The following is a 26,716-nucleotide window of genomic DNA, read 5'->3' as shown; positions in this document are numbered from 1 at the left end:
GGCGAGGGCTCTGCTGTCCGCGAGGTGTCCGGCCAGGGCGTCGAGGGCTCTTGCGGCCCGGACGTGGCAGGCCGCGTCCAGGACGAGGGGGTCCATCTCGGCCGCGGCGGCGCCGTGCCCCGCCGGAGCTCCGGCCCCGGTGCGGGCCGCGGCGCGGGCCCGGTCGGCTGCGACGCGGCGGGCGATGCGGCGCAGGGCCGCGTACTCGTCGTATCCGGCGTACTCCTCCGCCAGCACCTGTGCGTCCGCCAGGGCGGCGGCGAGCTCACAGCCGGTGGCGCCGCGGTCGCGGGTCATGTCGCCCACTGGCTCTTCTCCTCTCCTGGGGCCCAGTCCAGGTCGAGCTTCCGGGACAAGGTCCGGCGGGCTCCGCGGATGTGCGAGCGGACCGTGGCGGGGGTGATCCCCATCATGCGGGCGACGGTGTCGTAGTCGTTGCCCATCAGGAAGGCCAGGAGGACGACGTCGTAGTGCCGTTCCGTCAGCTCGGCGATGGCCGCGTACAGCCCCAGCTTGGACTCCAGCAGTTCCAGCCGCTCCCGGGACGCACGGCGCAGGGCGGCGAACCAGGCCGTCTCCACCATGGCCACCGGCCGGCCCAGGACGGCCAGCCGGCGCTCGACGTGTTCGCGCAGGACGGCCCACGCGAAACCGTGCAGGCTCTCCTGCCGCAGGGCGTGCTGCCACACCTTCAGCAGGAAGGTGAACACGTCGTCGACGGTGTCCTCGGCGTCCCTGCGGGTGCCCAGCTGGAGGTGGGCGTAGCGCAGGTAGGCGCGGTGGTGCTGGGAATGGAAGGCCGTGAAGTCCACCGGCAGGACGCCGGCCAGTTCGCTGGAGACCGCGCGGTCCCCGGATGGGTCGAACTCACCCTCGTTCATGCGCTACTCCCCCACAGCTGCTGGTCGCCGCGGAGGTGCGCGGCGGGTACCTCACGGTGACGGGGCTGGCCATCGATACGGCGGCGGCCCTTATCCGCACGTGGGCAACTGTCTGGACGGCGTTCACGTCGGTACGCGACCTTCCGGTGAGAGGGGGTCGGGAGGGCGCCGGTCCCCGTTCCGGCACCCGGGGAGTTCCGGAAAAGGGCTCCCCATCCTCAGCCCATCGCACAGACCGCCCGTTTGTGCACGCGTGGTCCACGATTTTCTTCGGAAATGGCGCATCCAGCGCAGTACGCGCCCCCTCGTTTCCGGCATGCGCCGGTCCGGGTGAGCCCGGGCCGGCGAGCAGAGCCGCCGGTACGGGCGCGGGTACGCGGGCGGGTACGGGGGCGGGGCGGTCAGGCCGGGGTGCCGCTCTCCTGCGCCCCGGTCGTTCCGCCTGCCGGCGCCCCCTCCGTCGCCTCCCTGGCCTCGCGGGCCTCGCGGGCCTCGCGGGCCTCGCGGCGGCGGCGGGCGTCCCGATCGGTCTCGGAGTCGTACGTCAACAGGGACGGCAGGAGGGCGCAGAGGGCCGCCACCGCGCCCATGCACAGCAGTCCACCGCCCCAGAACGCCGGCCGGGTGCCGGTCCAGCCGGCCATCGTTCCGGCGCGGACCTGGCCGAGCTGCGGGCCCACGCTGTACGAGAGCACCTCGATGCCGGCCAGCCGGCCGCGCAGTTCCTCCGGGATGGTCTGGTTCCAGATCGTCGCCCGGCCGAGCCCGCTGAGCATGTCGCCGGCTCCGGCGACCGCCAGGCACAGCAGCACGACCCGGACGTCCGTGAACCAGCCGGCGCCCGCGACGGCCGCGCCCCAGACCGCGGCCCCGCACACCACGAACAGGCCGTGGCGACGCACCCGCGAGGTCCAGCCGCTGGTGACGCCGAGGACGAGCGAGCCCACCGCGCCCGCGGAGTACATCAGGCCCAGCGCCCAGACGGCGTCGAGCTCGTCGGCGAGGAAGGGGTACAGCGTGTGGGGGAAGGCGAAGAACATCGCCGCGAGGTCCACCGCGTAGGTGCCCAGCAGCACCGGCCGGCTCCACGCGTACCGGGCGCCCTCGGCGATCCCGCGCAGCGAGGGCCGCTCCGCGCCGGGCGCGGGCGGCGCGGGGGACAGCCGGGTGCACAGGACGACCGAGACGGCGAACCCCACCACGGTGACGGCGTACGCGGCGGAGTATCCGGCGTAGGCGACCACCAGGCCGGCGACGGCCGGGCCGGCGATCGCGCCGATCTGGTAGCGCAGTGCGTTGAGCGCGGCGGCCGCGGTCATCTGCTCGTGCGGCACGATCCGCGCCAGCAGCGAGTCCAGGGCCGGGCGCTGGAGCCCGGACAGCGCCGAGACGCCGGCCGCGACCACGTACAGGGGCCACAGCAGCGGCTCCGGCAGCAGGGCGTTGACCAGGAGGAGAAGGGCCAGCAGGCCGAGCCCCGCCTCGCTCAGCAGGATCAGCCGCCGCCGGTCCAGGGCGTCGGCGAGCGCCCCTCCGTACAGTCCGAAGACGACCAACGGTACGAGTTCCACCGCGCCCATCGCGCCCACCGCGAACGGGGAGTCCGTCAGCTCCTTGATCTGCAGGGGCAGGGCGATCATCGCCATGAAGGAGCCGAAGAAGGTGACCGCGCCCTGGAAGAACAGGGTGCGGAAGTCGCGGCTGGAACGCCACGGCGAGAGATCGGGCAGGAGGCGGGAGAGGCGACGGGTGGTGCTCACAACGGTTCATCGTCGGCGAGGGCCGCGGCGGGTGGCAAAGCGTTTTCCGCCCGCCGGGCCCCCGGACGGCGGGTCAGGACCCTGCGCCGCCGTCGAGGTGCTGCCACAGGAAGGTGTAGGCGAGGGCCTGGTTGTGGGCGGCCTGTTCGTTGTCGGAGGCGCCGCCGTGGCCGCCGCCGGTGTTCTCGTGGAACAGGACGCGGTGGCCGAGCTCCCGCAGCCGGGCGGCGGCCTTCCGGGCGTGGCCGGGGTGGACCCGGTCGTCGCGGGTGGAGGTCATCAGCAGCACCGGCGGGTACGGCCGCCCGGCGGCGAGGTTGTGGTACGGGGAGATGTCCTCCAGGTGGGGCCGGTCGGCCTCGGTGTCGGGGTCGCCGTACTCGGCGATCCAGGACGCGCCGGCGAGCAGCCGGTGGTAGCGCAGCATGTCGAGGAGGGGGACCTTGGCGACGACCGCGCCGAACAGCTCCGGGTAGCGGACGAGCATGGCGCCCATGAGGAGGCCGCCGTTGCTGGCGCCGGTGATGCCGAGCCGGTCGGGGGTGGTGATGCCGCGGGCGGTGAGGTCGGCGGCGACGGCGGCGAAGTCCTCGAAGGCGCGGACCCGGTGGGCGCCGAGGGCGGCCTGGTGCCAGGCGGGGCCGTATTCGGCGCCGCCGCGGATGTTGGCGACGACGAAGGTGCCGCCGCGGGCGAGCCAGGCGCGGCCGGTGAGGGCGTTGTAGCCGGGGGTCTGCTGGTCGCGGAAGCCGCCGTAACCGTAGAGCAGTGCCGGGCCGGGCCGGTCGCGGTCGGCGGGGCCGACGACGAAGTAGGGCACGGCGGTGCCGTCCCGGGAGGTGGCGAAGTGCTGCCGGACGGCGAGGCCCGCGGTGTCGAAGCGGGCGGGGGCCTGCTTGAGCAGCTCGGTGTCGCCGCCGATGTGTCCGCGGCTGAGGGTGGAGGGCTGGAGGAAGCCGTCCACGTCGAGGAAGTACTCGTCGGAGGTGTCCGGGTCGGTGTCGGTGATGCACGCGGAGGACAGCGGCGGCACGTCGGCCAGCGGGCGGCGGCTCCAGCCGTCGGGGCCGGGCGTGAGGACCTCCAGCCGGGTGGCGACGTCGGCCAGCGTGTCCAAGATCAGGTGGTGGCGGGTCCAGCAGTGGCCGGACAGGGCGGTGCGCTCGTCGGGGGTGAACAGGGCGTGCGCGGTGCGGTCGCCGGCGAGGAAGGCGTCGAAGTCGAACAGGAGGAGCGAGCCGGCAGGGTGGCCGAGCCAGGGGCTCTTCGGGGTGACGACCAGCCACTGCCGGTACGCGTAGGCGCCGGCGTCGGCCGGTACGTCGATCCGGACCAGCCGGTCGCCGTCGGCGAGCAGGTGGAGCTCGTGGTGGAAGAAGTCGGTGGCACGGGAGACGAAGGCGCGCTCGAAGCCGGGCGTGGCGTCGTACCAGCCGGAGGCGGAGACGTCCGCGTGCTCGGCCTCGTAGACGACCTCGGCGTCATCGAGGGCGGTGCCGCGCCGCCAGCGGCGGACGGTGCGGGGGTAGCCGGAGGCCGTCAGGGTGTCGGGGCCGAGGTCGGCGCCGATGAAGAGGGTGTCCTCGTCGATCCAGGCGACGCGGGTCTTCGCCTCGGCGACCTCGAAGCCGCCCGCGACGAACGTGCGCTCTTCCAGGTCGAATTCGCGGACCACGACGGCGTCGGAGCCGTCCCGCGAGAGCATGACCAGCGCGCGCCGGTAGTCCGGGTAGCGGACGGCGGCCCCGGCCCACACCCACTCCTCGCCGTCCGCCGCCGCGAGGGCGTCGACGTCGAGGAGGACCTCCCAGGCGGGGTCGTCCTTGCGGTACTGCTCCAGCGTGGTGCGCCGCCACACGCCCTTCGGCCGGTCGGCGTCCCGCCAGAAGTCGTACAGGTACGCCCCGCGGCGGACGGTGTAGGGGATGCGTTCGGCGTCGTCGAGGACCTCGCGCAGGGCGCCGCGCAGTGTCTCGAAGCGGGGGTCCGAGGTGAGCGCGGCGGCGGTCTCCGCGTTCCGCTCGGCGACCCAGGCCAGCGCGGCTCCACCCTCGACGTCTTCCAACCACAGGAACGGATCTTCACCAGTCACCCCATGATTGTGCCGTCCGCTCCGGCCGCCCGGTGACGCCTCCCCCCTGCGGGCCGCCGCGGGTCGCGTCGCCGGGTCAAGCCGTCATGGGGTGGTCGTGCGCGCGTACGGGGGCGAGGAGGGAGGTGGAGCCGGTGAGGTAGCGGTCGACGGCGGCGGCTGCCGAGCGGCCCTCCGCGATGGCCCACACCACCAGGGACTGCCCGCGCCCGGCGTCCCCGGCGACGAACACCCCGTCCGGCCGGCCGGGGGTGGGGACGCCGCCGTCGGGGGCCGGCGGGGGGAGGGCCTCGAAGCCGGGGGTGCGGGCGTAGGTGCCGCGGGCGTCCCGGGTGAGGCCGAGCTGCTCCTCCAGGGCGGCGGACCGTGCGGGCCCGGAGAAGCCGAGCGCCAGCAGGACCAGTCCGGCCTCGATGACCCGGTCGGTCCCGGGGAGCGGCCGGCGGGTGACCGGTTCCACCGCGGTCAGGTGCAGGGCCCGTACCCGCCCCGCCGCGTCACCGGCGAAGTGCAGCGTGGCGTGGGCGAAGATCCTGGGGTCGCCGCCGTCGCGGTCGCGTGCCTCCTCGTGCGCGTGGGAGATCCGGTAGACCTTCGGGTACACGGGCCAGGGCTCGGTGTCGGACCGGTCGGGGCCGGGTTCCGGGTTGATGTCGAGCTGCACCACCGAGCGGGCGCCCTGCCGCAGTGCGGTGCCCAGGCAGTCCGATCCGGTGTCCCCGCCACCGACGATCACCACGTGCCGGCCCTCGGCGCTGATCGGGGCCGCTGCGAGGTCGCCTTCCTGGACCCGGTTCGCGCCGGTGAGGTACTCCATGGCCTGGTGGATACCGTGCAGGCCGCGGCCCGGTACGGGGAGCTCGCGGCGCTCGCCGGCGCCGACCGCGACGACGACCGCGTCGTGCCGTCTGCGCAGGTCGGCCGCGTCGACGCGGCCTCCGACGTCCACCTCGGTGCGGAAGACGGTGCCCTCGTCGCACATCTGCGCTATACGGCGGTCCAGGTGCTCCTTCGCCATCTTGAAGGCGGGGATGCCGTAGCGCAGCAGGCCGCCGATGCGGTCGGCGCGCTCGTGGACGACGACCGTGTGCCCGGCCCGGGTGAGCTGCTGGGCCGCGGCGAGCCCCGCCGGGCCCGAGCCGATGACGGCGACGGTCCTGCCGGTCGGCCGGGAGGGCGGGACGGGGGCGGCGTACCCGTGCTCCCAGGCCTGGTCGGCGATGGTCTGCTCGACGTTCTTGATGGTGACCGGGTCCGAGTTGATCGCCAGGACGCAGGCGTCCTCGCAGGGGGCGGGGCAGAGCCGGCCGGTGAACTCGGGGAAGTTGTTCGTCGCGTGGAGCCGGTCCGAGGCCGCCCGCCAGTCGCCGTGCGCGGCGTACGCGTTCCACTCGGGTATGAGGTTGCCGAGCGGGCAGCCGTTGTGGCAGAACGGGACACCGCAGTCCATGCACCGGTTGGCCTGCGCGGACACCAGCGGCAGCAGCGCCTGCCCGGCGTGGACCTCCAGCCAGTCGCCGATCCGCTGGTCGGCGGGCCGGGGCGGGACGGGGCTGCGGGCTGTGCGGAGGAACCCGTGCGGATCGGTCATGCGCCGCCTCCCTGTCTCACGGGCGGTTCCGGCGGTTCAGACCAGGCTACGCCGGGTCCGCCGCACCGTCCCGGTGACCGCCGGGACGGTGGTGCGGCCGGTCAGTCCAGGTCGAGGTGGTAGACGCCGGCCGTGGCGTCGGCGAAGAGCGTGAACTGCACCCGGGGCTCGTCCCTGCCGCCCGGGGCGTCCTCGTCGCAGTCGATGTCGAGCTCCACCGGTTCGGCGGCCACGAGGACGTACTCGCCGTAGCTCTCGAAGTCGCCGGGTCCGTCCGCGACACCGATGTGGATCGGGGTGTCGTCGGGCAGTGCGGCCAGCACCTCGCGCAGTCGGCCGGCGGTCCATACCTGCGGGTTGTGATCGAACGTCTCAGCCATGCGGAGACAGTAGAGCCATCCGGGGTCGTCGGTGGTCGCGCCGCGCCGAACGGTTTTTTCCCGGACATGGGTCAGTTTTTCAGGGCGTGTTGGCGCCCTCCCACAGGGCGGCCAGGTGGGCGTGCAGGACGTCCTGCGCCTGGTCCGCTGTGAGGTGGCCGATGAGGACGTGCGCGGTGAGTCCGTCGGCGAGGGCGAGGAGGGTGCGGGCCTCCCGGGCCGGGTCCGGGAGGGCGGCGGCGTCCCCGGCGGCTTCCGCGACGAGGTGGGTGAACGCGTCCTGCAGGGCTGCGTAGTTGGCCCTGACCGCCCGGGCCAGCGGCTCGCTGACGGCGGCCTGGGCGAGGAAGGCCAGCCAGACCCGGGCCTCGGCGCGGTGTTCCTCGCGCAGCAGGGCGAGTTCGGTGGCCGCGTGGCCGAGGGCGGTGCCGGCGGACTGGGCGGGGCTGCGGATCAGACGAGCCCGTACGCGCTGGCCGATGCGGTCGCCGACGTGGGCGAGGGCGAAGAGGAGCATCTCCTCCTTGGTGCGGAAGCACCGCTGGACGGCGCCCATCGACACCTGGGCGCGGTCGGCGACGTCGCGCAGGGTGACGCCCTCCAGTCCGCTCTCGTCGGCGAGGGCGCAGACGGCCTCGGCGATGAGGCGGCGCCGTCCTTCGTGGTCCACCTGCCGGGGCATGGAGTGTTCTCCCGTCCGTCGTGTGCCGTGTGCTGTGTGCCGTGTGCCGTGTTCAGGCGCACTTTATGCGATGCACCCGTATCGGTATCTGGGCTATCGTTCCGATGCAAGCGCATCACAACGACGTACGAGGAGGTGGGGCGCGTGCGCGAACCCCTGTGGCAGCTGTCGGCGGCGGAGCAGGCGGCGGCGGTGCGCCGGGCAGAGGTCTCGGCCGTGGAGCTGGTCGACAGCCATCTGGAGCGCATCGCCGAGGTCAACCCGCGGGTGAACGCCGTCACCCAGCTCATGGCCGAACGGGCCCGGGCGGACGCGGCCGCCCTCGACCGGCGGCGCGCCGCCGGCGAGGACCCGGGACCGCTCGCCGGGGTGCCGTTCACGGTGAAGGAGACCACCGCCGTGGCGGGGATCCCGACGACGTTCGGCGTGGAGCGGTTCCGGGACCTGGTGGCGCCCGCGGACGCGCCCCCGGTGGCGCGGCTGCGCGCGGCCGGGGCGATTCCGGTGGGGCACTCCAACATGCCGACGCTGGTCCTGGCCGGGATGCACACCCGCAGCCAGCTGTTCGGGGACACGCTCAACCCGTGGGACCCCGCGCGAACCCCCGGCGGTACGAGCGGGGGCGACGCGGTAGCCGTCGCAACCGGTATGGCAGCGCTCGGGCTCGGCAACGACTCCGGCGGATCGCTGCGCGTCCCGGCCCACTTCTGCGGGGTCGCGGCGCTCAAGCCGACCACCGGCCGGTTCCCCGCCGACCACCGCGTCCTCGGCCCCGAGGACCCCGGGCCGGCCTCGCAGATGCTGGTCACCGACGGCCCGCTGGCCCGCCGGGTACGCGATCTGCGGCTGGCGTACGAGGTGCTGGCCGGGGCCGATCACCGCGACCCGCGGGCGGTGCCGGTGCCCGTGCGCGGGGAGGCGCTGCCGGGACCGGTGAAGGTCGCGGTGGTGGCGGACCCCGGCGGACACGGCGTCCACCCGGCGGTGCGGGCGTCCGTCGAGGCGGCGGCGGACGCACTGCGCGACGCCGGGTACGACGTGCGCGAGGTGGCGGACGTACCGCGGCTGGACGAGGCGCTGGAGGCGTACGACCGGATCACGATGACGGAGTTCGCGCCGTCCTGGCCCGCGGTGCGGGGGCTGCTCGGCCCGGAGGGGAGCCGCTACGTCGAGATGGCGATGGAGCGGACTCCTCCCGTGGACGCGGCCGGGCTGGTCCGGCTGATGGGCACCTGGCTGGGCATCCGCCGCTCGTGGGCGGAGTTCCTCCACGAGTGGCCGCTGCTGCTCGGCCCGTCGTTCACCGAGCCGCCGGTCGAACCGGGGTTGGAGTCGCGGGACCGGGCGGGCCGGGACCGGGTCGCGTCGGGCCTGCGGCTGTGCACGGCGACGAGCTTCGCGGGCGTGCCCGGGGTGGCCGTGCCGACCGGGACGGACGCCGACGGGCTGCCCTGCGGGGTGCAGATCGTCGGGCGGGCGTTCCGCGAGGACCTGTGCCTGGACGCGGCCCAGGCGGTGGAGGACCGGCTCGGCGTGCTGGCCCCGCTGGATCCGCGCGGCTAGGACGTAACCCGGCCAGCTCCGACGGCTCGGAGGCCTTCGCCCTCGGAACCAACGGCGGCCTCCCGCACATCCCGGCAGGACGGCTCCGGTCACGCAGGGTGGTCGAACTGGCACGCGCTGGGCTGAGCAGGGCACGACGGGGTCCCCGCCCGACTCCCCTACCGGCCGCCCGCGTTGAGCAGCCGGTTCGGGGTCTGCGGCGGGACTCCCGTCAGGACGTCCCGCGCGGCCCGTTCGGTGACCCAGGTGCGGACCTGGGCCGGGGTGGCGTCCCGGTGCGTCGACAGGTACAGGGCGACGGCGCCGGCCACGTGCGGGGCGGCCCACGAGGTGGCGATGGCGTCGCTCGTGACGGTGCCCGCGCCCGCCAGCGCAGAGGTGATCCTCTCGCCGGGGGCGTACAGGTCGACACAGGTGCCGTGCCCGGAGCCGAACGCGTCGCTGTCGCGCCAGTGGCGGTCCTCGGCGGTGGACGCGGCGACCACGAGAGCGCCGCGCGCGCCGGCCGGGGAGTGCTTGCAGGCGTCGTCGGCGAAGTTGCCCGCGGAGACGACGACGGGGATCCCCGAGGCGATGAGGCGCTCCACGGCGGCGTCGAGGACGGCGGAGCGGTTCTCGAGGTTGAGGGACATGTTCACCACGGCCGGGCGGCGGGCGTGCTCGGTCACCCAGTCCACCGCCTTGATGACGGAGGCCTCGGCTGCCGGGCCGGCGTCCTTCGCCTGCGCCGAACCGCCCCCGCCCTCCTCGCAGGCGATGGCCTGCACGCGGACGAGTTCGGCGCGCGGGGCGACACCGTAGGTGCGGCCGCCGATGATGCTGGCCACGAACGTGCCGTGCCCCAGGCCGCCGCCGTCGAGGCAGTCGCCGGCGTCCGGGTCGCCGACGAAGTCGGCGCCGAGGGAGGCGCGACCGCCGAACTCCGCGTGCCTGACCTCCATGCCGGTGTCGAGCACGTACACGCGTACGCCGGTGCCGTCGGCGCCGGCGGCGAAGGTGTGGTCGAGCGGCGGGGTGCGCTGGTCGATCCGGTCCAGGTTCCACGGCACGCCGGTCCGGGGGGCGGGTGCGGCGCCGGGGTTCCCGGTCGGTGGCCGGCTGCCCGTGGGGGCACCGGAGGGTACGGTGCCGCCCGGCGAGCCGATCGGCGCGGGCCGGGACGCACCGGAGGAGGCCGTGGGCGGCCCGGGGGTGCCGGGCGCTTCCGGGTCCTCGGTCGGGGAGCAGGCCGAGAGCCCGAGGGCCACCGCCACCGCGGTGGCCGCCATCGCGTGGGTGCGCGCGCGTGCCATGTCAGTCCCCCGTCGCCGCCGAGGCCGTCTGCCGTCGGGGGCGGAGACGTCCGGGGCGGTGCGGCGGTTGCACGGGGCGAATCCGCCCGTGCGCTCGTGGCCGCGCTCGGCCCGGTCGCGGGCTGCGCGCTGCGGGCTGCGGTCCCGAGGACGCATGACGAACGCCTCGGCCGTGGAGCAGCCGTACACCCGCCCGCACCGCTTCCGGCCCCGGCCCCGGCCCGGCCCGGCCCGGCCTCCGGGCGTCACACCTCCGTGGTGCGGGCCCGGGCGAGGACGGCCCCGGTGTCCACCCCCGTCGGCAGGGTGCCGTACGCACCGCCGCGCTCGCCGCCCAGCCGGGAGGCGCAGAACGCGTCGGCGACCGCGGCCGGGGCGTGCCGCAGCAGCAGCGAAGCCTGGAACACCAGGGCCATGGTCTCGGTCAGCTGCCGGGCCCGGTACTCGGCCTCGGCGGGGTCGGCGAGCTGCTTGTGCAGCCCGGCCACCGCCGCGTCCAGGTGCCGGTCGGCGCCCGCGGCCAGCCCCACCTCGGCGAAGAACGCCTCCACGGTCTCCGGCTGCCGGGCCATGGCCCGCAGCCCGTCCAGCGCGGCCACGTTCCCCGAGCCCTCCCAGATGGACGACAGCGGGGCCTCCCGGTAGAGGCGGGGCATGCCCGAGTCCTCGATGTAGCCGTTGCCGCCCAGGCATTCCAGGGCCTCGGCCGCGTGCCCGGGGGCCCGCTTGCACACCCAGTACTTGGTCACGGCCAGCCCCAGCCGGCGCAGCAGCGTCTCGTCCGTGTCACCGCGGGCGACCCGGTCCGTGGCCCCGGCCAGCCGCATCGCGACGGCGGTGGCGGCCTCGGATTCGAGGGCCAGGTCGGCGAGGACGTTGCGCATCAGGGGCTGGTCGATCAGGGCCTTGCCGAACGCCCGCCGGTGGGTGGCATGGTGGACCGCCCGGATCAGTCCGAGGCGCATGCCGGACGCCCCGCCGAGGACGCAGTCGAGGCGGGTCATGTTGACCATCTCGATGATGGTGGCGACCCCGCGCCCCTCCTCCCCCACCAGCCAGCCGAAGGCCTCGTCGTACTCGATCTCGGCGGAGGCGTTCGAGCGGTTGCCCAGCTTGTCCTTGAGCCGCTGGAGCAGCAGGCGGTTGCGGCTGCCGTCGGGCAGCACCCGCGGGAGCAGGAAGCAGGAGAGTCCGCCCGGGGCCTGTGCCAGGGTGAGGAAGACGTCCGACATGGGCGCCGAGGTGAACCACTTGTGCCCGGTCAGCCGGTACGTGCCGTCCCCGGCGGGGACGGCGGTCGTGGTGTTGGCGCGGACGTCCGATCCGCCCTGCTTCTCCGTCATCGACATGCCGGCGATCAGGCCGCGCTTGGTGTCGGGGCGGCGCAGGCCGAAGTCGTAGGTGCGGGAGGCGAGCAGCGGCTCCAGCCACTCGGCCAGGGCGGGCGTCGTGCGCAGCGCGGGGACGGCCGCGTACGTCATGGAGACCGGGCAGGTGTGGCCCGCCTCGACCTGGCCCCAGACGAGGAACTTCGCCGCGCGGGCGACGTGTGCGCCCGGCCTGTCGTCGGCCCAGGGGGCGGCGTGCAGGCCGTGCAGGACGGCGGTGCGCATCAGCTCGTGCCAGTAGGGGTGGAACTCGACCTCGTCGACGCGGTGGCCGTAGCGGTCGTGGGTGTGCAGGACGGGGGAGTTCTCGTTGGCCAGGCGCCCCCAGTCCGTGGCCCGTTCGGAGCCGGCGAGGACGCCGAGCTCGTGCACCTCCCGCGCGGCCCAGCCGGCTCCCTCGCGGTCGAGGGCCGCGAGCAGGGCCGGGTCGGCGGCGGCGTCGTAGCCGTGGTGCGGCGGTACCTGGTTGGTGACCTCATGCGTCTGCGGCATCGTGTCCTCCAAGGGCGCGCAGGGTGAAGGTGATCAGGCCGGGGATGACGTCGCCGGGGGCCGCGTCGCCGTCGGCGAGGGGGCCGACGAGCGCCTCGGCGATGGCGCCGACCAGGGCGGCGGCGGTCAGCTCGGGGTTCTGCGGGGGCAGTTCGCCGGCGGCCACGCCCGCGGCGATCCGTTCGGCGTACACGTCGCGGAACGCGCGCCGGAAGACGAGGCGCTCGGTGTCGACGGCCGGGTCGGCGGGCTCCGCGAGGAGGGCGAAGGCCCGCCGGGGCGCCTGGAGCGCCCGGGAGGCGAAGGTCTCCACCGCGGCGGCGACCCGCCGGGCAGCCGTTCCGGGGCGGTCCGCGGCGGCGGCGACCGCCTCCAGTTCACGTGCGACCAGGGTGCGGAAGAGCGCGGCGGCGAGCTCGGACTTGCCGGAGAAGGACTGGTAGACGCTGCCGGTGGAGATGCCGGCCTCGGCCGCGATCGCGGCGACGGAGCAGCCGCCGTACCCCTCCCGGGAGAGCAGGCGGACGGCGGCTTCCAGGACCCGGTCGCGGCGGGCGTCGAGACGGGCCTGGACGGCAGGGGGGCGGCGGTAGGGCACGGGAAGGATTGAAGCACTGATTCACTGCTTCATGAAAGACCCTGGCCTGCCCGGCCCGCCGGCTGCGCGAGCGGCGGGCGGCTGCGCGAGCGGCGACTCTCGGTGCGGCGGCTCCCGGTGCGGCGGCTCCCGGTGCGGCGGCTCCCGGGCCCGGCCGCCTCAGGGCGCGGTGGCGTTCAAGGTCGCCGGGGCGGGGCCGTCGGGGCGGACGGTGATGCCGTACGCGGCCCCGGCGGGGGTGGCGCGGAAGGCGACGGTGTACGCGGGCAGCAGCCGCTCCAGCAGGACGGTCGACTCGCGCAGGGCGAACTGCAGGCCGAGGCAGGCGCGCGGGCCCATCCCGAAGGGCAGGTAGGCGCCCGGATCGGCCGGCCGCCCCTGGGGCTCGGTGAAGCGCCGGGGGTCGAAGCGCTCCGGGTCGGGCCACAGCCCCGGGTCGCGGTGCGTGAGGTACGGGCACACGAGGAGGTCGGTGCCGGCGGCGATGGCGTGGCCGGCCAGGACGTCGTCCTCGGCCGCGTGGCGGGGCATCATCCACGCCGACGGGTAGAGCCGCAGCGTCTCGTGGACCAGCGCCCGGACGGCCTGCCCGCGCTCCGGGGAGCCCGCGCCGCCGGCCGCGAGGGCCTGCCCACGGGTCTCGGGATACCGGTCGAGCAGCAGGTACAGCCAGGTCAGGGTGGTCGCGGTGGTCTCGTGCCCGGCGAAGAGCAGCGTGACCAGCTCGTCGCGGATCAGGCGGTCGGTGTACTCGGGCCGCTCCTCGGCCGCGTCGAGCAGGACGTGCAGCAGCCCGGGGCCGTCGGGTCCGGCGGGACCGGTACGGGCGGCGTCGATGGCGTACCGGGCCAACGCGTCGATCCGGGCGACGTCCGCGGCGACGGCGTCCCGGGCGTCGGCCTCGTCGGCGGGCAGGGTGGGCAGCGCGGCCGCCAGGGCGTCGACGGCGCCCAGCTCGCCCTCGGTCCGGGCGTCGAGGGGGTGTCCGGTCAGGGAGCGCCAGATGGTGTCGAGGGCGAAGCGGCGCATCTCCCGTCCGACGTCGAGGGTCTGCCCGGTGGCGGCGTACCCCGCCCAACGCGCGGCGACGGTGTCGGCGGCCCGCTCGATCCGGTGCTCGTAGCGGCGCATCCCGGTGCCGGTGAACTGCGACTGCAGCAGCCTGCGTTGTCGCTTCCAGGCCTCCCCGGTGGCGGCGAGGACCCCGTCGCCGATCAGCAGGCGGGCCCGGTGGGAGCGCTTGACGTACCGGTCGGGTTGCAGGGCGAGCACGTGCCGGACCGCCGCCGGGTCGGTGACCAGGACGGTGGGCGGGGTGCGGCCGTCCGCCGGCCCGAGGCGCAACGCGGCGATGCCGCCGAGCCGTTCACGCGCCAGGGCGAGCAGGTCGACGAGCTCGCCGCCCTCGCCGCGCCACCGCTGCACGTGCACGGGGTCCAGTTCGGGGACCGGGCGGGCCGGTCGGGGCGCCTGCGGGAGCGGGTCCCGGTCGAGGCCGGCTTCGGTGGCCACGCTTCTCCTCCTGCTTCCTGTCGCCTGCCCGGCCACGCCCCTGACGGAGCGTCGGCACGGCATCACGGACTGTACGGGAGGAGGGGCGCCCGATGACAGCCCGCGGCCACGGCCAGCGGCACGTTCCCTGCGGTCGGCCGCCGCACCGGTGGAAGGTGAACCGGCCGGTCCCCGGACCGGTGGGGTGCCGGCGCGCCCCGCCCGGGCGTCCGGCTCGGGCGTCCGGCTCGGGCGTCCGGCCCGGGCGTCCGGCCCCGGCGTCCGGCCCCGGCGTCCGGCCCCGGCGTCCGGCCCCGGCGTGTGGTCTCACACCATCGTCACAGGCGCACGAGCCCCCGTGCACGTTCAGCTGTCAGCAGCCAGTCGACGCTGCAGTTCAGCGTGACGAAACTGGTAGACCGCTCCCACTTGACGCAGAACACCACGCTGTTCATGCGCGTCGGCCAGGAAGCTCATGAGCCGCCATGGCAGTTGCCCCCGCAAGGCCAGCCAGCAACGCGCCACGCCAAAGGCGCCCCAGGCGGCCTGGGCGAGACCAAGCGCCAGGCCGGAGACGAGACCCATCCAGACGCCGGGAACGATCCCGGCCGTGAGTAACACAGCAGAATTGGCCGCCAGTTGCCGTTCCGTGGTGACCGCCAGCCCGGTCACCAATTCGACGACGATGCCAATCGCGAGGGCTGTAGCCAGCGCGATGACCACGAAGGTGCGGAAGTCGCGGCTCAACACCGCGTTCGGATCACCTGCTGCAGTCAGGTTCGTCGGCGCCCCTGCAAGCCCGGCGATCAGTGTGCCAACGGCTCCGGTGACGAGGCCGACCGTCATCCCGACCGCGAGACCGGCGACGAGCGCGGCTGCCAAACCGAGCGCCGCCCCGACCGCGAGGCCGCCGGCGATGCCGACGGGGGACCAGTGCAGTCTCTGCGCCGGTTCGCTCCGCCCCGCCAGCACAGCCGTGAGCCCGGCCGCCAGTCCGATTCCGATGCCGTTGATGATGCCCGACGGAACTCCCGGACCGAGTCCGGACATCAGGCCAGCGGTGGCCCCGCCGACGAAACCGCCGGCCAAGCCCCCTCTGGGGCCGCTCGCGGGCCCGACCGCGAGCCCCACTCCCAGTCCAGCCGCGATTCCCCCTGCGGGCCCGACGGCGAGTCCGATGCCGATCTGGCTCGCCAAACCTGCCGCCAGCCCGCCTCCGAGCCCGCCGGCCAAACCGCCTGCCAGCCCGCTCAGGGGGCCGCGGCCGGTCCGGCTCACCCTCCGGATCGGGAGTCCAACGCCGAAGCCCAGGAGGATTCCCGTCCCCAGACCTGCTCCGAAGCCGATGCCGATGCCCGCCCCGAACCCGGCGACGAGTCCGCCGGCCAAGCCGCTCGCGAAACCGAACACGAGGCCGACGAGAGGCAGCGGGGTTGCGTGCCGCAGTTGCCACCACGCCAGGTCGGTCGTCCCGCGCAGGCGGTGTTCCAGATGGGCGCCGAGGAAGGTCAACCAGCGTTGCGCGTCTTCCGGACGCCAACGGCAACGCTTCCTGGGATCCGGATGAGGCCGGTACGCCGCTGGGATGAAGGCGTCGAAGAGATGCTGCTCGATCTCGGAGGAAGTGGGGAAACGCTCCGTATCGCACAGTTCGCCCGGGTTGGGAAGGAGCCCACTGTGCTCACCGGGCCGGGGGTTGTAGATGGTGCGGGCCAGGAAGAGCATCAGCGGTGTGCTGAGCGCCCGGGCGACCTCGGTCTCGGCTCCGCGCAGATGGGCCAGCACCGGGTCCCAACGTGCTGCTGCAGCGGTCGCCTCCCCGCCGGAGTCTCGCCTGAGGTAGTCGGCAGCCACTTCGGGATCCACCGGCTGCAGTTCGACCCCCGCCGCCCCGGCGAGCTTCGAGGGGATGGAGGAAACAGGGGAAAGCGCCTCCCGGTACTCCTGGACCCTGCTGGACAGAACCACGCCTTGACCCAGTGGCAGTGCTGCGTTGATCCGGTCGAAGGCAGCTGTACGCACGGCTGCGGGGATCTCGTCGAAGCCGTCCAGCACGGGGAGGACCAGTCGGTGCGCCAGCAACGCCTGGGCGCAGTTCATCCGTTCCAACGAGCCCGGCGCCGACTCCCTCAGACCCTCGTAGTCCTGAATGAGCTGCTCGCTCAACCAGGCGTCCAACTCCTGCTCGACCGGATTCCACGACGAGAGGGAGAACAGCACCGGGACGGCGCTGCCGGGCGAACGCTGCCCGACCAGCGTCAGCAGCAGGCGGACCAGCAGCATGGTCTTACCCGAACCAGGTGCACCGAGGACCACCAGGCGGCCGGTAGGAACTCTCTGCAGCAGGACCTCGGCGATCTGCCCGTCGGTCCCGACAAGTCCTCCGGGGCCGGTCGACCATCCACCCCGGTCGGGCTGCGACCCACCTGGCCAACTCACGGCGATCGATTCCAGCCGCGCCCAATCCTCCACCAGGTCCGCGCCCGCCGGAGCCCAGGACACCGGCAACGGATAGGGATCATTGAGCCGTCGCACGCGTGCTTCGGCCTCCCATTGACGGCGCACGGCGAGGGCCAGGTGGTCGGCGATCTGCCCCAGCCCACCCTCTGTAGCGGCCTCCGAACGATCGGAGCGGAACGCCGCCCAGGCGAGATAGGTCGAAGCGACCGTCGGCAACAAGGACGCTGCCGTCGCCGCTGCTCCCACGTCGGCGAGCCACAGCGCTCCACCCGCCCCCGCCAGCGCCAGCAACAGGTAGACCAGGCCAGCACGCCGGGTTCGCAACCTGAGACCCCAATCGCCCACAGCGGCAACGAGTTTGCCGCCCGCCCCGTCCGAGTGTGCCACCAGCGCGGCGGCACTGTCGGCCTGAAGGAGAAAGTGGCTACCGGGTGCTGTGCGGCGGTCGTCGGTCCGGCGAGGACGGGAGCCGCCGGGCCTCGGTCCGGCGCCGCAGCCGCCCCGCTTTCCGGGTCGTCGACGCGGGGTTCCGCTTCGGGCCTCGGGCCGCGGGCCGACCGGGCCGGGATGCGCTCACCGCACGGGGCGGGGCAGGCGCAGGCTGAGGACGGCCGTGAGGGCGATCAGGGCCAGTTGGACCAGCAGGGCCGTGGTGAGCGCGGTCCGGATGCCGTGCGCGGCGGTCAGGGCGAGGAAGAGGCTGCCGAGGGTCGCGACGCCGAGGGCGAGCGCGGACTGTTGGGTGGTGGTCACGACCCCGCTGCCCACGCCGGCCCGGTCGGCCGGCACGTCCGCGAGCATCAGCCGCATCAGCACGGGCACTTGGAAGCCCTGGCCGAGGCCGGCGACGGCCACGCCCGGGGCCAGCTCGGCGATTCCGGGGTTCGGCCCGCCGTACCGGAGCGTGAGCAGCAACACCGTGATGCCGACGGCCTGGAGCACCGCGCCCGCGGTGACGACGCGGCTGCCGAACCGGCCGGTCAGCCGCGGCCCGGCCAGTGAGGCCGCGAAGAAGGCGACGGCCATGGGTGCGAGGGCGAGCCCGGCGGCCACCGGCCCCTTGTGCAGGCCCTCTTGGAGGACCACGGCCATCACGAACATGAATCCGCTGAAGCCGAGGGAGAACGGCACCAGCAGGACCAGGCCCCGGCGCAGCGACGGCAGCCGCAGCAGGCTCGGCGGCACCAGCGGGGTCCGCCCCAGCCGGTCGGCGCGGCGCTCGACGACGACGAAGCCGACGGCCGCGACGGGGAAGGCGCCCAGCGACAGCCAGGTCCACAGGGGCCAGCCGGTGGCCCGCCCCTCGGTCAGCGGCAGCAGCAGCGAGACCAGCGACAGGGCGAGCAGCAGGGTCCCCGGCATGTCGACCGAGGCGGGCCGCTCCGAGCGGGTCTGCGGAACGGTCCGCGCGGCGAGCACCAGCCCGACGAGGGCGACCGGCACGTTCACCAGGAACACCGAGCGCCAACCGAGGCCCGCCACGTCGGCGGCCACCAGGACGCCGCCCAGGACCTGGCCGGCCACCATGGACAACCCGCCCGTGGCCCCGTACAGGCTCATCGCCCGGGCCCGGCGGGGGCCCTGCGTGGTGGCCTGGATGGTGGCGAGCACCTGCGGCAGCATCAGCGCGGCCGCGGCGCCCTGCGCCACCCGGGCCGCGACCAGGGTCCACGCGGTGGGGGCGAGGCCGCAGGCGAGCGAGGTGAGGCCGAAGGCGGCCATGCCGGCGAGGAAGAGCCGGCGCCGCCCCGCGGTGTCGCCGAGGCGGCCGCCGAGGACGAGGAGCACGGCGTACGCGACGCCGTAGCCGCCCACGATCAGTTCGAGCACGGCGGGGCCGGCGGCGAGGTCGCGGTCGACGGCGGGCAGCGCCACGTTGACGATGAAGAAGTCGACCATCGGCAGGGCGGCGCCGAGCAGCACGGTGAAGAGCCCCAGCGGGCCCAGCGCGGCCGGGGCGGGGGCGGCGGCCGCGGCGGGGGCCGGGGCGGGGGCCGGGCCGGGAGCCGGGACGGGAAGGGTTACAGGGGCCGGGGCAGGCGCCCCGCGCGCGGCGGAGGCTGCACCCGGGGCGGCGGCAGCAGTGGGTCGTACGGTCGTCTCACTCACACCCCCGACGATCGCGCTCGGCCCAGCCTGGTACCAGAGTCTCCTTATCCTGGTACTCGAACTACCTGGCAACCGGATCGGCGGTGCGGCACCCTGGTTCCATGACCACTGTGGCCCCCCGGAGCGACGTACGCCGGCACGAGCTGGCCGACTTCCTGCGCAGCCGCCGCGAGCGCATCACCCCCGAACAGGTCGGACTGCCGCGCGGGCGCCGGCGGCGCACGCCGGGGCTGCGTCGCGAGGAGGTCGCCCAGCTCTCCGCCGTCGGCGTCACCTGGTACACCTGGCTGGAGCAGGCCCGCGAGATCCAGGTGTCCGCCCAGGTCCTCGACGCCTTGGCGCGCGCCCTGCTGCTCGACGCGAGCGAGCGCGCGCACCTGTTCGCGCTGGCCGGCGCGGCCGACCCCGCCCCGAACACGCCGTGCCCGAGCGTGACCCCGGCCCTGCGGGCGATGCTGGACCAGCTGGCCCCGCTGCCGGCCTGCGTGCAGAACAGCCGGTACGACATCCTCGCGTACAACAGCACCTACGGGCGGCTGCTGTGCGACCTGGACGCGCTGCCGCGGGAGGACCGCAACTGCCTGTGGCTGGCCTTCACCGACCCCGACTGGCGGGAGTCCGTCGTCGATCACGCGGAGACGCTGCGGATCCTGGCGGCCAAGTTCCGCGCGTCCATGGCCGAGCACCTGGCCGAGCCCGCCTGGAAGGCGCTGGTGGCCCGGCTGGAGGCCCGCTCCCCGGAGTTCCGCGAGGTGTGGGCCCGGCACGAGGTGGTCGGCCAGGGCGCCAGGACGAAGTACATCCTCAACCGGCACGTCGGGCTGCTGCACCTGGAGCACACCAGCCTGTGGCTCGGCCCGGCGCCGGGCCCGCGCCTGGTCACGTACGCGCCGCTGGACGAGGAGACCCGCGCGCGCCTGGAACGGCTCCGGGCGCTCACCGAGACCCAGACCCGGGCCCGGACCCAGACCCGCGCCCAGGACCCGGCCGGGCCGGCGGGACCGGCCCCGGCCCCCGGCCCGGTCGCGGTCTGACGACCCGGCTGCGGGTGCGGTCCGCCCGCTACGGCGTCGCCGCCTCCTCCAGCCCGTCGGGCAGGCGGCCGGTGTGCACCACGCCCAGGCTCTGGGTGGCCCGGGTCAGGGCCACGTACAGGTCGCTCGGGGCGAAGTCCGCGGGCTCGGCGACGATCACCGAGTCGAACTCCAGGCCCTTGGCCTGCCGCGGCTCCAACAGGACCACCGCCCGGGTGAGGTCGGGCTCCGAGCCCGCGCCCACGCCCGGCAGCACCGCGCCCAGCGGCTCGTGCAGGGCCCGCGGCGCGATCACCGCGAGCCGGCCCTCCGCCGGGGTGCCGCGGCGCACCGCGTCGGCCACCGCGGCGGCCAGGTCGTCCGCGGCCCGCACCCAGGGCTGCCGGCCGGTGGAGCGCACGGACCGCGGCGGCTCGAAGCCGGGGTGGCGGGCCCGCAGCACGGCGGTCGCGACGTCCATGATCTCCGCGGGCGTACGGTAGTTGACGCCGAGCCGGACGAGCTCCCACCGGTCGCCGACGTACGGGTCCAGGACCTGGGCCCAGGAGCCGCAGCCGGCCTCGTCGGCCGTCTGGGCCGGGTCCCCGACCAGCGTCATGGAACGGGTCGGGCAGCGCCGCATCAGCAGGCGCCACGCCATGGCGGACAGCTCCTGCGCCTCGTCGACGATGACGTGCCCGAAGGCCCAGGTGCGGTCGGCGGCGGCCCGTTCGGCCGTGCTGCGGTGGTCGGCCTCCTCGTGGCGCTCGGCCATCCGCTCGGCGTCGATGATGTCGTGCGCGGCGAGGAACTCGTTCTCCATGTCCTCGAATTCGTACGACTCCGAGCCGGCGGACAGGTCGAGGACGCCCTGCGCGTACGCGATGCGTTCCTGCCGGGCGCGCTCCTCGGCGGCGCGCTGGGCGCTGTCGTCGACGCCGAGGAGTTCGGCGGCCTCGTCGAGCAGCGGGATGTCGGCGGGCGTCCAGTCGCCGGCCGCGGACGTCGCACGTCGGATCAGCTCGGCTTCGTGGTCCGGGAGGTGGGTGGGGTCCTCGAGGAACTCCGCGATCAGCCGGCGCGGGGTCAGCGGCGGCCACAGGGTGTCGATCGCGGCGTGCACCTCGCTGCTCGTCGCGATCTCCTTGCCGAGCTGCGCGATGTCGTCCGGGCCCAGCAGGTTGGGGCCGCCGAACGGGTCCGCACCGAGCCGGTCGGCGAGCTGCTCGGTGAGCGCGTCGATGACGGAGAACGCGAAGTAGGGGTGGGCCAGGTTGTGCGGCAGCCCGGTGGCACGCGCCCGGTCCCGGGCCTCGTAGGCCATGGTCCGGTCCAGCAGCAGCGTCCCGTACTCGTCGTGGTCGATCTCCAGGGCCGGTTCGGGGACCACGGCGCTGTCCTCACCGCTGCCGGCCGGCACGGTCTCCGGCAGCGTCTGCCGGTCCCGGACGACGCGGGCCAGGACGCCGGCCATCTTCGCGTGGCCCTTGACCGCCGCCGCGCCGGGCCGGTCGGTGCCGGTCGCGCGGATGCCGGGGAACAGCTCGCCGATCGTGGCGAGCAGGACGCCGGTCTCGCCGAGGGCCGGGAGCACCTCGCCGATGTAGCCGAGGAACGCCGGGTCCGGACCGACGATCAGTACGCCGCGCTTGGCGAGCAGTTCGCGGTGCGCGTAGAGCAGGTAGGCCGCCCGGTGCAGGGCGACCGCCGTCTTGCCGGTGCCCGGGCCGCCCTCGACCACGAGCACGCCGCGGTGCGGCGACCGGATGATCCGGTCCTGCTCGGCCTGGATGGTCTCGACGATGTCGTGCATGCGGCCGGTGCGGGCGGCGTCGAGCGCGGCGAGCAGCACGGCGTCCGCGTCGGCGCCCTCGTGTCCGGTGCGCTCGGTGTCGGTGAGGTCGAGGATCTCGTCGTGCAGGGCGGTGACGCGCCGGCCCTGGGTGGTGATGTGCCGGCGCCGGCGCAGCCCCATGGGGTGGTGGCCGGTGGCGAGGTAGAACGGGCGGGCGACGTCGGCCCGCCAGTCGATGACGAGGGGGGTGCGCTCGGTGTCGTCGCGGCGAATCCCGATCCGGCCGATGTGGTGGTCCTGCCCGTCGGAAAACTCCAGTCGGCCGAAGCAGAGGCCGCTCTCGCCGGAGTTCAGCGCGGAAAGCAGCCCGGATTGCTCCGCGACGAGGATGTCGCGTTCCAGGCGGGCCTGCGCGCTGTTTCCCGCGCCGGCCGCGAGTGCGCCGTGCATGGCGCGTTCGGCCAGATCGCGCAGGTCATCGAGGCGCGCGTAGAGCGCGTCGATGAATTGCTGCTCTTTACGGAATTCCTCGGTTGACAATTCCACTCCCGACCCGATACAGTGTCCTCGTAAAGCTTCCTCACGCCTGCCCTCATCGGGGCGGCGTGAACTATTCAATATACGCGGATGAAAACCCTGGACGCCAATTCGGCCCGGGGTTTTTTCGTATGCCCCGGAGTGCTGCGCGGCGCCGCCGTGTCACCCGGACGGCCCACTTGTCGGGCCGTCCGGCCCCGGCCCTGGTGTGGTGGATGCACGAGCTGTCGAGCACACGGGGAAGTCTCATGTACGAAATGCACCTCGGCGAGGCGGCCACCGGGCAGGACCCGGTCTGGCACGTCGTCGCCCGCGACCGCTCCGCCACCCTGTGCGGCCGCCCCCTCCTCCCGGCCGGGTACACCGAGACCGACGCACACTGCGTGCCCTGTATGACGGCCTTCCGCGACGTCATGGGCGGGGAGACCGCGAAGCCCTGACAGGACCGGCCCGGAAGCCGGCTCCGACTGCGGTCCGGGCTCGCCCGGGCCCGCGTCCGGAACTTCCGCCTGACGCGTTTGCGGCCCGGACCACGGGTCAGACGCATGCGTGTTCACCGTTTCCGTAGGAGGGAGTGACCATGTCCGGCAAGGAGAAGGCCAAGGCCAAGGGCGAGCAGCTCAAGGGCAAGGCCAAGGAAGCCGCAGGCCGCATCACCGACGACAAGCGCATGACCACCGAGGGCCGGGCGGAGCGGATCAAGGGAGATGTCCGCGAGGCCGAGGAGAAAACGAAGGACACCCTTGAAAGCTGACGCCGACCCCGCCGAGAACGGCCGGGACGAAACCCCGGAGGAGCGGGCCGACCGGCGGTGGCAGGAGCTCGTCCAGGAGATCCGGGTCGTCCAGACGGGCGTCCAGATCCTGTTCGGGTTCCTGCTGACCGTCGCGTTCACCCCGCACTTCCAGCAGCTGTCACAGGCGGACCGGGCGATCTACACCATCACGGTCGTCCTCGGTTCACTGGCCACCGGCGCGCTGATCGGACCCGTGTCCCTGCACCGCATCGTCCTGGGGAGACGGGTCAAACCGCAACTGGTGGTGTGGGCCTCCCGCCTCACGATGGTCGGCATCGTGCTGCTGCTGGCCACACTCGTCGCCGCCCTGTTCCTGATCCTCCGCGTGTCCACGGACAACACCGTGGTGCCCTGGATCGTGGCCGGGGTGCTGTGGTGGTACCTGCTGTGCTGGTACGCCCTGCCGCTGTGGGTGCGCATCCGGCACGCCTCCGGGTCCTCCTCCGCCAAGTAGTCCCGTCCCCCCGCATCTCCCGCATCGCCCCGCGTCACCCGCATCCACCCGTGTCACCCGCATTCACCCGTGTCCTCCTGCGCAGAAAGCGCGTCGCGCGGCCGGCCCGTCGGCGCCTAGCCTGAGGCGGCCGCGCCGGGGCCGTTCCGGCGCGCAGCCTGCTGCGAAGGAGAAGCGGATGACCGTCACCACTCGGGTGGCCCTGGCCACCTCGGCCCCGGGCCTCGACGCGGACTCGGACATGCCGGCGCTGCTGGAGGCCCTGCGCGCGCGGGGCCTCGACGCCGAGGCCGCGGCCTGGGACGACGAGGACTTCGACTGGTCGGGGTGCGATGCGGTGGTGATCAGGTCCACCTGGGACTACCCGCTGCGGCGGCCGGAGTTCCTGGCGTGGGCCGATGCCGTCCAGGCAGTGGCGCGGCTGGACAATCCCGCGGGTGTCGTGCGGTGGAACACCGACAAGGTCTACCTGCGGGACCTCGCCGGACGCGGCGTTCCCGTCGTCCCGACCCGGTTCGTCGCGCCCGGCGAGGAAGCGGTCCTGCCGGACGGCGGCGAGTTCGTGGTGAAGCCCTCCGTGTCGGCGGGCGCGTACGGCGCCGCCCGGTACACGGCGGCGCAGCGCGATCTGGCGGTGGGGCACGTGGCCGCGCTGCACGACGCCGGGTCGACGGTGATGGTGCAGCCGTACCTGTCCCGGATCGACGAGGGCGAACGGGCGCTCGTCTTCCTCGGCGGCGCGTTCAGCCATGCCATACGCAAGGACCCGGTGCTCACCGAGCCCGGGGTCGTCGACAACGACCGGGTCCCCCACCCGAACCTGCGGCCGCACCGGCCGTCGGCCGCCGAGCTCGCGCTGGCGCGGGCGGCACTGGCCGCCGTACCGGAGCGGCAGGAGGAGCTGCTGTACGCGCGGGTCGACATCGCGTACGCCGACGACGGATCGCCGGTGGTGATGGAGCTGGAGCTGGTGGAGCCGAACCTGTTCATGGACCACGAGGCGCAGGGGCCGGCCCGGTTCGCGGACCTCGTGTACCGGCGCACCGCCGAGCGGGCCGGCGTCACCACCTGACGTCGGCCACGACCGGCAGGTGGTCGCTTCCGGTCGCGGGCAGGGTCCGGACCCGTACGACGGCGGCCGAGCGGGTGAGGACCTGATCGATCCGGGCCACGGGCAGCGCGGCGGGCCAGCTGAAGGCGAAGTCCCGGCCGGGCCGGGTCATCCGGGCGGTGACCGGGGCGAGCCCGCGGTCGTCCACGGTGCTGTTGAGGTCCCCGAGCAGGATCACCCGGTCCAGCGGCTCGGCGGCCAGCGCCCTGCCGAGGAGGACCGCGCTCTCGTCACGGCGGGCGGAGCCGAAGCCGTGCGCGCCGAGGCGGAGCGAGGGCAGGTGCGCGACGTACACGGCCGCCGCCCCGCGCGGGGTCCGGGCGGTCGCCCGCAGCCCGCGGTTCCACTCCTCCCCCAGGCTCGCCGGTCGGATGTCCACCGGCCGCGCGTCGGCGAGGGGGTGCTTCGACCAGAGCCCGACGGTGCCGCCGGCCGCGTGGTACGGGTACTGCGGCGCCAGGGCGGCCGCGTAGGCCGGCAGCGCGGCGGGGGTCAGCTCCTCCAGGGCGATCAGGTCGGCCCCGGTCGCGGCCAGCGCCCGCGCGGTGCCGGCCGGGTCGGGGTTCTCGTCGCTGACGTTGTGCTGGACGGCGACGAGGTCGGCGCCGTCCGGGTCCGGATCCGGGCCGGGGAGCAGGAACCCGCCGAAGAGCCAGAGCCAGGCGGCCGCCGGCAGCAGGGCGGCGTACGCGGCCGGGGCCGACCGGCGCAGCAGGGCCCAGCCGAGGAGGGCCGGGACGGCCAGGCCGAGCCAGGGCAGGAAGGTCTCCAGCAGCCCGGCGGGCCTGCCGGGCAGGTTCGGCAGGGCGCGGTGGAACGCCAGTAGCCCGGCGGTCACGGCCCCGAGCCCGCCGGCAACGGCTGCCCGCGGCATGATCTTCCTCTGCCTCATGCTCCCCGCTCCGGCTCCCCTCACGTTCCGGGGCGAAGACGTGGGAGGCGGGAATCCGGTTCCGCCCGGGTCGTCGTCCCGGCGTTAGCCTGGGCCTCATGGACGAGTTGGACGGTGTGGAAGTGGTCGCCTTCGCCGACGGCGGGGCGTTCGAGGGCTGGCTGGCCGAGCACTACGGGCGGCAGGAAGGGGTGTGGATCAAGGTCGCGAAGAAGAACTCCGGCATCCCCTCGGTCACGAGCGACGAACTGGTCGACAGCGGCCTGTGCTACGGCTGGATCTCCGGTCAACGCCGGTCCCTCGACGAGCAGTTCTACCTGCAGAAGTACGTGCCGCGCAGGCCGCGGAGCCTGTGGTCGCAGGTGAACGTGGAGAAGGTCGCCGAACTGACGGCACTGGGCCGGATGCGCGAACCCGGCCTGGCCGAGGTGCGCAAGGCGCAGGAGGACGGACGGTGGGCGGGGGCCTACGCCTCGCAGAAGTCCGCGGCGGTACCGCAGGACGTCACCGCGGCCCTGGCCGAACACCCCGCCGCCCGGGCGGCGTTCGAGGCGCTCGACCGGACCGGCCGCTACCTGGCGATCCTCCCGGTCCTGCAGGCCCTCACCCCGGAGGCCCGCCGGACCCGCCTCGACCGCGCGGTGACCCTCCTGGCCGCGGGGCAGCCCCGGCGCGACGACGACTGACGGGCGGAATCAGTCCGGATCCCCGTCGAGGAGCAGGTCGACCGGAAGCTCCAGGGACACGCCGACGTGCTCGGGGACGGGGACGGACTCGCCCCGCTTGAAGGTGCGACGGAGGCGGTACGTGCCGTTGCGGGGATCGCAGCAGAGGACGGCCTCGTCGTGGCGCCTGTCCGCGACGAGGTAGACGGGAATGCCTGCGTTGGCGTAGCTGTCGACCTTCACGCCGAGGTCGTCCGACCAGTTCGACGAGGTCACTTCGACGACCAGGCGGAAGACGTCCGGGGCGTAGCAGTTCTTCGCGATCTTGTGGTTCACGAAGTCGGCCTCGACCAGGGAGAAGTCCGGGATGGCGAAGTCGTCCGCCCCGGTGGGCAGCCAGATGCCGATGTTCTGGACGTACCGCAGGCCGGCCTTCCTCGCACCGGCCTCGTAGAACCTCTCGATCAGCCACGTCAGCGACAGGGCGTGCCGCCCGTCGGCGGGTGGTGTCACGGTGAGCCTCCCCTGGAGAATCTCCACTCGGTGCCCGGGAAGCTCCTCGGAAAGACGATCGGCTGCTTCCGCGATCGTGGTCTCGTGCTGCATCACGGCCATGGCTTCCTCCCTCTGGGGGCTCACTCTGTCCCGAGGGTAGACGGCGCCGCCGACATTCC

At 74.3% G+C, this 26,716-nt stretch carries 22 protein-coding genes; 7 read left to right on the top strand and 15 right to left on the bottom strand.

From position 1 onward, the window contains the following. Positions 1-293 precede the first annotated feature (293 nt). From ACFVGY_RS07230 to ACFVGY_RS07205, 6 genes are all read right to left on the bottom strand, one after another. The gene (locus tag ACFVGY_RS07230) at positions 294-881 is read right to left on the bottom strand and encodes an RNA polymerase sigma factor (protein ID WP_385672361.1); all 588 of its coding nucleotides are present in this window, start codon (positions 879-881) and stop codon (positions 294-296) included. Positions 882-1,282: 401 nt separating this feature from the next. Then, the gene (locus tag ACFVGY_RS07225; protein ID WP_385672358.1) at positions 1,283-2,641 is read right to left on the bottom strand and encodes an MFS transporter; all 1,359 of its coding nucleotides are present in this window, start codon (positions 2,639-2,641) and stop codon (positions 1,283-1,285) included. Between the two features lie 73 nt (positions 2,642-2,714). Beyond that, positions 2,715-4,733, bottom strand: a complete 2,019-nt coding sequence (locus ACFVGY_RS07220) for a prolyl oligopeptidase family protein (protein ID WP_385672356.1) — start codon at positions 4,731-4,733, stop codon at positions 2,715-2,717. Positions 4,734-4,809: 76 nt separating this feature from the next. Continuing rightward, entirely contained in the window at positions 4,810-6,324 is a 1,515-nt protein-coding gene (locus ACFVGY_RS07215) for a glutamate synthase subunit beta (RefSeq protein ID WP_385672353.1), read from the bottom strand. 101 nt (positions 6,325-6,425) lie between these two features. After that, complete coding sequence (locus ACFVGY_RS07210) at positions 6,426-6,704, bottom strand: DUF6225 family protein (RefSeq protein WP_385672350.1); 279 nt, start codon at positions 6,702-6,704, stop codon at positions 6,426-6,428. 79 nt (positions 6,705-6,783) lie between these two features. Beyond that, the gene (locus ACFVGY_RS07205; RefSeq protein WP_385672347.1) at positions 6,784-7,386 is read right to left on the bottom strand and encodes a TetR/AcrR family transcriptional regulator; all 603 of its coding nucleotides are present in this window, start codon (positions 7,384-7,386) and stop codon (positions 6,784-6,786) included. 144 nt (positions 7,387-7,530) lie between these two features. On the opposite strand from ACFVGY_RS07205, the gene ACFVGY_RS07200 reads away from it, so the two are divergent. Beyond that, positions 7,531-8,949, top strand: coding sequence for an amidase (locus ACFVGY_RS07200; RefSeq protein WP_385672344.1), 1,419 nt, complete (start codon positions 7,531-7,533; stop codon positions 8,947-8,949). A gap of 158 nt (positions 8,950-9,107) precedes the next feature. Here the strand turns inward: ACFVGY_RS07200 and ACFVGY_RS07195 are convergent, their stop codons facing one another. The 6 genes from ACFVGY_RS07195 to ACFVGY_RS07170 all read right to left on the bottom strand — a co-directional run bounded on the left by ACFVGY_RS07195 (position 9,108) and on the right by ACFVGY_RS07170 (position 18,779). Next, entirely contained in the window at positions 9,108-10,241 is a 1,134-nt protein-coding gene (locus tag ACFVGY_RS07195; protein ID WP_385672342.1) for a S8 family serine peptidase, read from the bottom strand. Between the two features lie 245 nt (positions 10,242-10,486). Then, entirely contained in the window at positions 10,487-12,121 is a 1,635-nt protein-coding gene (locus ACFVGY_RS07190; RefSeq protein ID WP_385672339.1) for an isovaleryl-CoA dehydrogenase, read from the bottom strand. After that, a complete protein-coding gene (locus ACFVGY_RS07185) occupies positions 12,105-12,719 on the bottom strand; it encodes a TetR/AcrR family transcriptional regulator (protein WP_385672336.1) in 615 nt (204 codons plus the stop codon). The genes ACFVGY_RS07190 and ACFVGY_RS07185 overlap by 17 nt, the downstream gene beginning before the upstream one ends. Positions 12,720-12,878: 159 nt before the next feature. Then, on the bottom strand, positions 12,879-14,231 hold the full coding sequence (locus ACFVGY_RS07180; protein ID WP_385672333.1) for a cytochrome P450: 1,353 nt from the start codon (positions 14,229-14,231) through the stop codon (positions 12,879-12,881). A gap of 345 nt (positions 14,232-14,576) precedes the next feature. Then, positions 14,577-17,057 carry an NACHT domain-containing protein gene (locus ACFVGY_RS07175; RefSeq protein WP_385672330.1) on the bottom strand — a complete coding sequence of 827 codons (2,481 nt, stop codon included), beginning with the start codon at positions 17,055-17,057 and terminating at the stop codon, positions 14,577-14,579. Positions 17,058-17,243: 186 nt separating this feature from the next. Continuing rightward, positions 17,244-18,779, bottom strand: coding sequence for an MFS transporter (locus tag ACFVGY_RS07170; protein WP_385672327.1), 1,536 nt, complete (start codon positions 18,777-18,779; stop codon positions 17,244-17,246). A 101-nt stretch (positions 18,780-18,880) separates the two neighbouring features. Between ACFVGY_RS07170 and ACFVGY_RS07165 the strand changes: the two genes are divergently transcribed. Then, positions 18,881-19,813, top strand: a complete 933-nt coding sequence (locus tag ACFVGY_RS07165; protein WP_385672324.1) for a helix-turn-helix domain-containing protein — start codon at positions 18,881-18,883, stop codon at positions 19,811-19,813. Between the two features lie 28 nt (positions 19,814-19,841). Here the strand turns inward: ACFVGY_RS07165 and ACFVGY_RS07160 are convergent, their stop codons facing one another. Further along, positions 19,842-22,127 (bottom strand): HelD family protein, encoded by a 2,286-nt coding sequence (locus ACFVGY_RS07160; RefSeq protein WP_385672321.1) that lies wholly within the window; start codon positions 22,125-22,127, stop codon positions 19,842-19,844. A gap of 245 nt (positions 22,128-22,372) precedes the next feature. On the opposite strand from ACFVGY_RS07160, the gene ACFVGY_RS07155 reads away from it, so the two are divergent. The 4 genes from ACFVGY_RS07155 to ACFVGY_RS07140 all read left to right on the top strand — a co-directional run bounded on the left by ACFVGY_RS07155 (position 22,373) and on the right by ACFVGY_RS07140 (position 24,446). Then, entirely contained in the window at positions 22,373-22,564 is a 192-nt protein-coding gene (locus ACFVGY_RS07155; protein WP_385672318.1) for a hypothetical protein, read from the top strand. Between the two features lie 140 nt (positions 22,565-22,704). Next, positions 22,705-22,878, top strand: coding sequence for a CsbD family protein (locus tag ACFVGY_RS07150; RefSeq protein ID WP_385672316.1), 174 nt, complete (start codon positions 22,705-22,707; stop codon positions 22,876-22,878). Beyond that, entirely contained in the window at positions 22,832-23,374 is a 543-nt protein-coding gene (locus ACFVGY_RS07145) for a DUF6328 family protein (protein ID WP_385672313.1), read from the top strand. The genes ACFVGY_RS07150 and ACFVGY_RS07145 overlap by 47 nt, the downstream gene beginning before the upstream one ends. 178 nt (positions 23,375-23,552) lie before the next feature. Next, the gene (locus tag ACFVGY_RS07140) at positions 23,553-24,446 is read left to right on the top strand and encodes a RimK family alpha-L-glutamate ligase (RefSeq protein WP_385672310.1); all 894 of its coding nucleotides are present in this window, start codon (positions 23,553-23,555) and stop codon (positions 24,444-24,446) included. Here the strand turns inward: ACFVGY_RS07140 and ACFVGY_RS07135 are convergent. Continuing rightward, on the bottom strand, positions 24,436-25,377 hold the full coding sequence (locus ACFVGY_RS07135; RefSeq protein WP_385672308.1) for an endonuclease/exonuclease/phosphatase family protein: 942 nt from the start codon (positions 25,375-25,377) through the stop codon (positions 24,436-24,438). The genes ACFVGY_RS07140 and ACFVGY_RS07135 overlap by 11 nt on opposite strands. A 98-nt stretch (positions 25,378-25,475) precedes the next feature. On the opposite strand from ACFVGY_RS07135, the gene ACFVGY_RS07130 reads away from it, so the two are divergent. Continuing rightward, a complete protein-coding gene (locus ACFVGY_RS07130) occupies positions 25,476-26,063 on the top strand; it encodes a YdeI family protein (protein WP_385672305.1) in 588 nt (195 codons plus the stop codon). A gap of 9 nt (positions 26,064-26,072) precedes the next feature. Here ACFVGY_RS07130 and ACFVGY_RS07125 read toward each other — a convergent pair whose 3' ends face one another. Continuing rightward, on the bottom strand, positions 26,073-26,657 hold the full coding sequence (locus tag ACFVGY_RS07125) for a Uma2 family endonuclease (protein WP_385672302.1): 585 nt from the start codon (positions 26,655-26,657) through the stop codon (positions 26,073-26,075). Positions 26,658-26,716 lie beyond the last annotated feature (59 nt).

The organism is Streptomyces sp. NPDC127106 (genome assembly GCF_042677605.1).
Taxonomy (GTDB): Bacteria; Actinomycetota; Actinomycetes; order Streptomycetales; family Streptomycetaceae; genus Streptomyces.
The sequence above is the reverse complement of the archived record's forward strand: the minus strand, read 5'-3'. Positions and strand labels throughout refer to the sequence as shown.